This window comes from Moritella sp. PE36 (genome assembly GCF_000170855.1).
In the GTDB taxonomy this organism is placed as follows: Bacteria; Pseudomonadota; Gammaproteobacteria; order Enterobacterales; family Moritellaceae; genus Moritella.
This window is the reverse complement of sequence record NZ_ABCQ01000016.1, coordinates 82,552-89,608: the sequence shown is the minus strand read 5'-3', so window position 1 is coordinate 89,608 and position 7,057 is coordinate 82,552. Positions and strand designations below refer to the sequence as shown.

The window sequence follows — 7,057 nt, the reverse complement described above, 5'->3', positions numbered from 1 at the left end:
ACGACGATGGTTTCATCGCCTTCCACATCGGTATCTTGCGTTGCAGTTAACGTCGCGGTACCCGTGGTTTGCCCTGCGGTAATAGTAATACTGGTTGGCCCGGTGCTATAGTCCGTGCCGTTGGTCGCGGTACCTGAATAACTTAAGCTCACCGTCACATCGGCAAAGGTAGCGCTGTCTAAGGTTGCGGTGATAATGCTGCTGCCCGCAGCTTCTGCTATTGCATTGCTTCCAACAGAGAGGCTCACGCTGACTGTTTCATCATCGGTGATGGTCACCGTTTTGGACTGTGTGCCATTTTCGCTGGCATTGCCGCCGCTCACGCCACTGATAGCAACGACGATGGTTTCATCGCCTTCTATAGCACTGTCTTGACTGGCCGTTAACGTTGCTGTGCCCGTGGTTTGCCCGGCGGTAATGGTGATGCTGGTTGGCCCGGTGCCGTAGTCCGTGCCGTTGATTGCTGTGCCGCTATAACTTAAACTCACCGTCACCGTTTCAAAGGTGGCGCTGTCTAAAGTCGCGGTAACGATGCTGCTGCCCGCCGCTTCTGCAATAGTTGTTGGCGTTGCCGATAAACTCACGCTGACTGTTTCATCATCGGTGATGGTGACTGTTTGTGTCTGGATACCATTTTCAGATGCATTGCCGCCGCTCACGCCACTGATAGCAACGACGATGGTTTCATCGCCTTCCACATCGGTATCTTGCGTTGCAGTTAACGTCGCGGTACCCGTGGTTTGCCCGGCGGTAATAGTAATACTGGTTGGCCCGGTGCTATAGTCCGTGCCGTTGGTCGCGGTACCTGAATAACTTAAGCTCACCGTCACATCGGCAAAAGTGGCATTATCTAAGGTCGCTGTAACGATGCTGCTGCCCGCGGCTTCTGCGATAGTCGTTGGCGTTACCGATAAACTCACGCTGACTGTTTCATCATCGGTGATGGTCACCGTTTTGGACTGTGTGCCATTTTCGCTGGCATTGCCGCCGCTCACGCCACTGATAGCAACGACGATGGTTTCATCGCCTTCCACATCGGTATCTTGCGTTGCAGTTAACGTCGCGGTACCCGTGGTTTGCCCTGCGGTAATAGTAATACTGGTTGGCCCGGTGCTATAGTCCGTGCCGTTGGTCGCGGTACCTGAATAACTTAAGCTCACCGTCACATCGGCAAAGGTAGCGCTGTCTAAGGTTGCGGTGATAATGCTGCTGCCCGCAGCTTCTGCTATTGCATTGCTTCCAACAGAGAGGCTCACGCTGACTGTTTCATCATCGGTGATGGTCACCGTTTTGGACTGTGTGCCATTTTCGCTGGCATTGCCGCCGCTCACGCCACTGATAGCAACGACGATGGTTTCATCGCCTTCTATAGCACTGTCTTGACTGGCCGTTAACGTTGCTGTGCCCGTGGTTTGCCCGGCGGTAATGGTGATGCTGGTTGGCCCGGTGCCATAGTCCGTGCCGTTGGTCGCCGTGCCCGAATAACTTAAGCTCACCGTCACATCGGCAAAAGTGGCATTATCTAAGGTCGCTGTAACGATGCTGCTGCCCGCGGCTTCTGCGATAGTCGTTGGCGTTACCGATAAACTCACGCTGACTGTTTCATCATCGGTGATGGTCACCGTTTTGGACTGTGTGCCATTTTCGCTGGCATTGCCGCCGCTCACGCCACTGATAGCAACGACGATGGTTTCATCGCCTTCTATAGCACTGTCTTGACTGGCCGTTAACGTTGCGGTGCCCGTGGTTTGCCCGGCGGTAATAGTAATACTGGTTGGCCCGGTGCTATAGTCCGTGCCGTTGGTCGCGGTACCTGAATAACTTAAGCTCACCGTCACATCGGCAAAGGTGGCATTATCTAAGGTTGCGGTGATAATGCTGCTGCCCGCAGCTTCTGCTATTGCATTGCTTCCAACAGAGAGGCTCACGCTGACTGTTTCATCATCGGTGATGGTCACCGTTTTGGACTGTGTGCCATTTTCGCTGGCATTGCCGCCGCTCACGCCACTGATAGCAACGACGATGGTTTCATCGCCTTCCACATTGCTGTCTTGACTCGCCGTTAAGGTTGCGGTGCCCGTGGTTTGCCCCGCAGTAATGGTAATACTCGTTGGCCCGGTCGCGTAATCGCTGCCATTGGTCGCTGTACCTGTATAACTTAGATCCACGGTGACAGTTTCAAATGTTGCGGCATCTAAGGTGGCGGTAATAGTGCTGCTGCCAGATGCTTCTGCGATAGTCGTTGGTGTGGCCGATAAACTCACGCTGACCGGGTCGGCATCGGTGCTACTGACTATACCAGTCTGATTTGTGGTCGGATCATCAGAACCACTGGAAGTATTCGCGCCTAACTGCCCGGTATTATTCCCTGTAGTCTGACTATCAATTATTGAAGCAGAACCTGTTGTGGTGGTACCATCCATCTTCCAATAAGCAATCAAATTTGCTGTATCAGCTGCTATTTCGGTTGGGCTGCCACTGGCATATAAAGTTGAGACATCTCCCGAACTCAAAGCTGAACTATAAACCTGAAAATCGTCCATTACTCCGGTGAAATAAACATTGCCAGCTCCAAAATTACGTCCACGCCCTACTTCAAAACTCCCTCCGGTTAAATTGCTATTAGTCGAGCCTAACGCACCAAAGCCATCAGCAACAGTACCCACTACTGAACCGTCAAGATACACAGTAAAGGTGCCGGCGCTGAATACAAGGACAAAATGATGCCAGCTATCCGCAAAAAGTGTGGCCGTGCTGGTACTTAGAAGGTTAGCTGTTGTATTTCTACCGAGTAAGAATGTATTTGCGGAAAGTGAGCCATTGCCATCCCAACAGAAATACAGTGCTCCGTTTGAATAACCGAAAAAACAGTAAAGTTGATTAACAGCTGATAACTTTCCCCAAAAAGAAAAGGAGTGAGTCGTAGTTGTATTTATTTCAATGTCAATGTTACTCATTGTCGTGAAATCATTACCATCAAACGAATAACCTGAGCCTGTAGAGGCCCATGTTTGACTACTAGTAAATAGCAATAACAGACCCAAAAAATATTTATTCACGAGCGACTCTCCTTGTTAGCATCAATGCTTTCTTCTATCTAAACGGCAAGTTATAGAACAATACAATTACTTTAAGGTAGAAGCTAAGTCTCAAAAAAACCTGATGAAAAATCGAAAATACAAGCTAAGTCTCAAAAAAACATAGCAATGAACTTACACTTAACAATTCCAGTAATTAAAATTAAAAATTCACCACAATTAACATTTTTCATTCTACCCTAACAATGCGTAACATTTACATTACGCCCCATTACAACTCTGATACGAAAGGAAAAATATGGAACCATTTTTAGGAAGTACTATGACTTTTGGCTTTAACTTTGCCCCAAGAGGCTGGGCTTTTTGCCATGGACAAATAATGCCTATCTCTCAAAATACAGCACTATTCTCCCTTCTGGGCACGACCTTCGGGGGGGACGGACGCACCACCTTTGCATTGCCTAACCTACAGGGTCGCTCCCAAGTTCATGTCGGCAATGGCCCAGGGTTAAGTTCCATACATTGGGGTCAAAGGGGCGGGGCTGAATTAAAGGTTCTAAATGTTTCCGAAATACCCTCTCACACTCACACTGCGACTTTTGACGGTAGCAAAGCATCAGCGACACCAGCAACGGCAACGGCAGAAGTCATTGTTAATGCCCATTCAGGTTTAGGCGATCAAGAAAATGCAAATTCAGGCTATTGGGCAACGGCTAAATCAGGCTTTAACCCAATACCAGACAGCTTTTCTAAAAGCAAAAATACCACCATGGCGAGCGACGCCATCGAGGTAGATGTTACAATCACAGCAGGTATTCTTACCGGTGGTGAAGTTACAGTAAATAACACTGGCGGTAATCAGGCATTTAATATTCGAAACCCTTATTTGGGTATGTATAACAGCATTGCACTTCAAGGCCTATTCCCATCCAGAAATTAATCCGAATCACCTTAGCAGACCGCTTAAAGTGATTTAATTTTTAACATTAAACTAAAAATAAGGAACATTATGGAACCGTTTATAGGAACTGCAATAACTTTTGGTTTTAACTTTGCCCCAAGAGGCTGGGCTTTTTGTGATGGGCAACTGCTCCCTATCTCTCAAAATAATGCATTATTCGCCCTTTTGGGTACGGCCTTCGGCGGTGACGGACGCACCACCTTTGCTTTACCTGACCTACGAGGCCGTTCTCAAGTTCACGTTGGCACAGGCCCAGGGTTAAGTCACATTAACTGCGGTCAAAAGTCTGGGTATGAATTCAAGAGACTAAGTATTCCCGAAATGCCCTATCACAACCACACTGCAACTTTTGACGGTAGCAAAGCGTCAGCAACACCAGCAACGGCAACGGCAGAAGTCATTGTTAATGCCCATTCAGGTTTAGGCGATCAAAAAAATGCAAATTCAGGCTATTGGGCAACGGCTAAATCAGGTTTTGACCCAATACCGGACAGCTTTGCTACCAGCAAAAATACCACCATGGCGAGCGACGCCGTCGAGGTAGATGTAACAATCACGGCTGGCAGCCTTACCGGAGGTAAAGTTACGGTAAATAACACTGGCGCCAGTCAGGAATTTAGTATTCGAAATCCTTACTTGGGTATGTTTAACAGCATTGCACTTCAAGGCATATTCCCATCCAGAAATTAATTAACTGCACCTTAGGTCATAACCTAAGGTGCAGTTAACAATTTAATATCTGAAACCAAGCCTATATCTGGATACCTTGCATATTATTCCCTAAAGGATTAACCTTGCTCTGAAATAAGCTCAAATTGCATCCCTGCATCCAGTCCAAATCGCTCCGCAAAAGCAAGGCCACTAAAGACACCTTCAGCAATAGTAAGTACATCCAGTCGCAGAGCTCCATCTAAGGTAGCTACTACAACCCCCTCTGGCTCACCTATATGTAACACAGTACCGGCGGGCACACCATAATTCGGATGCTCAATACTTGTTGCCTGTAATAAGCCCATGTAAGACTGTTTCCATATGATCGTCATACCATTAAATAAGGGATTACCAGCTCTTGCGGCAGCAGCAATTTCTTCACTCTTCATAGTTTTCCAGTTAATCAACATATCTTTTTGTGTAGGCATGCGAGCATTACTGGCTTCCCCCTGTTGCGCTACTGCAGTCAGCTCGTCATTCGCATAACGAGTCATAAAATCCTGTATAAATTGCGGTGCCTGCTGCGCTAAAGTATGAGCAACACTATTCAGCGTATCCAATGGCGATAATGTCATAATTTGTTGTAGCATGATATCACCAGTATCAAACTCATCCTCAACCTTAATAATACTCAGGTAACTTTCAGTTTCTCTGTTTCTAATTTGCCAATACAGCGGCATCGAGCCACGATATTGAGGTAATGCAGATGCATGTAAATTGAATAGCCCACCATCAAACGCATTTAATACAACTGCAGGTAGCTTATGTGAAAAAGTATATATCAGTCCCAGATCTGCTTGCCTACTTTTAATTTGATACACAACCAGCTCTGGTTGATTTGTTTGATAACGAATAGCCGGAACATTCATATGATGCAGTTGCTGCTCCAGCTGCATACAATCGCTGTCTCCCTGCTCATTCAATACTACAAGCACACTATACTGCGAGTCTAATAGCATATACAAAGTGGGTAAGACTATAGTGCTGGACGAAAACAGCACAATGTTTTTATATTTATTAGTCATAGCAATATTTTCACTCCATAATCGCTATTTAAAATCATCAATTAAACACCTACAGTCGCCAAAAAACCTGGCAATCCATTCAAACGATAAAAGAATTTCAATTTATCGCCATTTTTCACCAACAAGTCACCCGGTTTCGCATCATGTGGAACAAAGTTTACACACACATGCATATCCGGTAGCGGATGAGTGATGCCAGAATCATACTCGCCGATATACTCATCGCCATAGACTTTGATCTGAGTGCAAATAACCAACAGTGGTTGACCCATTTTATCTTCAAGCTCTGGTAACAAGACTTCACCACACTCGATCAGACTGGTATTCTCATCCAATACTCTCTCTGGTAATGTAAGTAATGATGCTGTGGTTAAATTTAGGATTTCTCCTAAATCAACTCTTTCATTGATGGTCTGCTGTTGCATCTCTGCTGCACAGACATGGCGATTTTCATCTTGCCACTGCTCAACAAACTCCTGTTGGCCAGCGGTTAATACAGCTCGTAGGCTTATTTCTTGAGGTAAGAATATGCCATCATCCTCTATTAACGCCGCAAAATGCCTGGCAATAGGAAGGTGGCCTTCTCGACTAAATCCATGCTGCATAGCTTCCAATATCACCATATGAATGGGTGAAGATGGTTGATATTCGCAGGCATCCTGACAACATATCTCATTGATATATCCCGCTATACCCATTTCGTGAATTATCACTTTTAAGCTATCCACAGCCCCTTTCTGCATATCAATCAGAGTAATACGAAGATCGTTTTCGTCATATAAGCCCGTTTCTTTATAATACGTTATCAAGGGCAATAATAACGGTGCAAACGGACCGCAAGCAGGGTAGACAAGATGTAAACATTCATCAGACTTAGTTTTTAATGTTGCAATCGCTTGGTGTGCTGCACGAATAAATGCACTGACTCTTAAGGTATCTTTTTGTGTCGTTATACAATGGTCCGGCGACATCACTAAACCATGGCGAGCAATAAACTGCCTTTTACGTAATGCCGGGTCTATATTAGCTTGTTGATAAATTTGTTGAAGGTTTTCAAATAATGCACTTAAGCTCTGCTCTAGCGAAGCCACGTTTGGCTTCTCATTACCTAGTATTTCCTTCACAGTGTTTACAACGCATAATGCCAATCCCTGATGGTTCTGTTCAGCTTCATTATTCTGAGTAACAGATAACTCAAACGGTTTTGTTGGATTCAATTGTTGCCGTAATAAATCATTTAATGAACCCGTAGATATTTCAGGCTCAGCAAGATCCGTTGCAGTGCTAAAAACTGTGCTCCCAGCAAATTCATTATTCATTTT

At 45.7% G+C, this 7,057-nt stretch carries 5 protein-coding genes; 2 read left to right on the top strand and 3 right to left on the bottom strand.

What is annotated here, in order from left to right:
- Positions 1 to 3,059, bottom strand: a 3,059-nt coding sequence (locus PE36_RS11435) for an S-layer family protein (protein WP_006032192.1), incomplete at its 3' end; no start/stop codon positions are given.
- Positions 3,060 to 3,336: 277 nt separating this feature from the next.
- Here PE36_RS11435 and PE36_RS11430 point away from each other — a divergent pair.
- The gene (locus tag PE36_RS11430) at positions 3,337 to 3,978 is read left to right on the top strand and encodes a phage tail protein (protein ID WP_006032191.1); all 642 of its coding nucleotides are present in this window, start codon (positions 3,337 to 3,339) and stop codon (positions 3,976 to 3,978) included.
- A gap of 69 nt (positions 3,979 to 4,047) precedes the next feature.
- Positions 4,048 to 4,689: a phage tail protein gene (locus tag PE36_RS11425; protein ID WP_006032190.1), complete on the top strand. Its 642-nt coding sequence runs from the start codon at positions 4,048 to 4,050 to the stop codon at positions 4,687 to 4,689.
- A 98-nt stretch (positions 4,690 to 4,787) separates the two neighbouring features.
- Here the strand turns inward: PE36_RS11425 and PE36_RS11420 are convergent, their stop codons facing one another.
- Together PE36_RS11420 and PE36_RS11415 are read right to left on the bottom strand one after the other, a co-directional pair.
- Positions 4,788 to 5,735, bottom strand: coding sequence for a methionyl-tRNA formyltransferase (locus PE36_RS11420; protein WP_043994444.1), 948 nt, complete (start codon positions 5,733 to 5,735; stop codon positions 4,788 to 4,790).
- Between the two features lie 41 nt (positions 5,736 to 5,776).
- Positions 5,777 to 7,054 (bottom strand): hypothetical protein, encoded by a 1,278-nt coding sequence (locus tag PE36_RS11415; protein WP_006032188.1) that lies wholly within the window; start codon positions 7,052 to 7,054, stop codon positions 5,777 to 5,779.
- Positions 7,055 to 7,057: the final 3 nt, after the last annotated feature.

Excerpts from the sequence above, each read along its gene's own strand:
- PE36_RS11425 (WP_006032190.1), top strand. The coding sequence starts at position 4,048 with ATGGAACCGTTTATAGGAACTGCAATAACTTTTGGTTTTAACTTTGCC.
- PE36_RS11415 (WP_006032188.1), bottom strand. The coding sequence starts at position 7,054 with ATGAATAATGAATTTGCTGGGAGCACAGTTTTTAGCACTGCAACGGAT.
- PE36_RS11420 (WP_043994444.1), bottom strand. The coding sequence starts at position 5,735 with ATGACTAATAAATATAAAAACATTGTGCTGTTTTCGTCCAGCACTATA.
- PE36_RS11430 (WP_006032191.1), top strand. The coding sequence starts at position 3,337 with ATGGAACCATTTTTAGGAAGTACTATGACTTTTGGCTTTAACTTTGCC.